The organism is Streptococcus oralis subsp. dentisani, from assembly GCF_003944205.1.
Lineage (GTDB): Bacteria > Bacillota > Bacilli > Lactobacillales > Streptococcaceae > Streptococcus > Streptococcus oralis_BH.
On sequence record NZ_RJPH01000039.1, the window covers coordinates 1 to 951 of the forward strand.

Annotated in this window: 1 protein-coding gene; it reads left to right on the forward strand. The window is 26.7% G+C overall.

Annotation, left to right across the window (positions count from 1 at the left end):
• On the forward strand, positions 1–951 hold a 951-nt coding region (locus tag D8805_RS10165), incomplete at both ends, for a hypothetical protein (protein ID WP_185774601.1).

Genomic DNA, 951 nt, shown 5'->3' on the forward strand with positions numbered 1-951 from the left:
TTATAGATGCTCAGCGAAAGAGAGATAAAAAAAGTAAATCTTATTCGAGAAGAGCTTTTTTAGATAAATATTTTGAAGGAAAAGCCCCAGAATCAGAAGATACCTTAGCAAAATGGTGTAAAGATGAGCCTAAAAAAGAATCAAGTAGATTAGAATTATTATTTGCTTTTGATAAAATGCCTGTTGCTCATGAGATGTTCAATGATTATTTTTTTAAAAAAGTTTTAGAAGAACAGTTTTCAAAGTACTTAATGAAGGGCGAAAATAGTAAAGAAGACTCACTTGAAGTAGCTATGCTATGCGATATTTATAATTTAACTCATTTCTTATTACCTTCTTTAAAGATATTGGATAACAGTGTAGATAGTGATTTAAATCAACAAATAAAGAGAGAGGTGGAAAGAAACTTAGGAACTAGGTTGAATAAAAGTGCTTATACAAGAGAAATGAGTATAATTAACAATATTCTTAAAGAAGTATCGGGTGATAATTTAAGGTTGAGTAGAAAACAATTCGAGAAATTTTTATCCTTATTAAGTTCAAAGGGGTATGTTTTCGATCTAAACTATCCTTCTGAAGTTGAACTTATTGATAAATTTCTTAATCTTATAAAAGAACAGGAATTTTCAATGGAATGGGATAATTTAAAACCAAATAAAGTATCAGGTTATATTATTCATAAGAATAAATTCAAGGGATTAACGAATCAGAGACTTTATTGCAAATCTCCAAATAGTAATAGTAAGTATTTGAAAACTGAACTGCCTAGAAAGAATGTATTTAAAGATAAAAAGCTTGTTTTAGATGGAAAAGGCAAGAAAAAAGTATCTAAAGAAGTGATACAAACAATTAAAAAAACTAGCATATCTAGTAATGTTGCTATTGTTAAACAAAAAATTTGTATAAATTTAATTTATAAGTCAAATAAAAATATAAATTTAGAATTTCGTC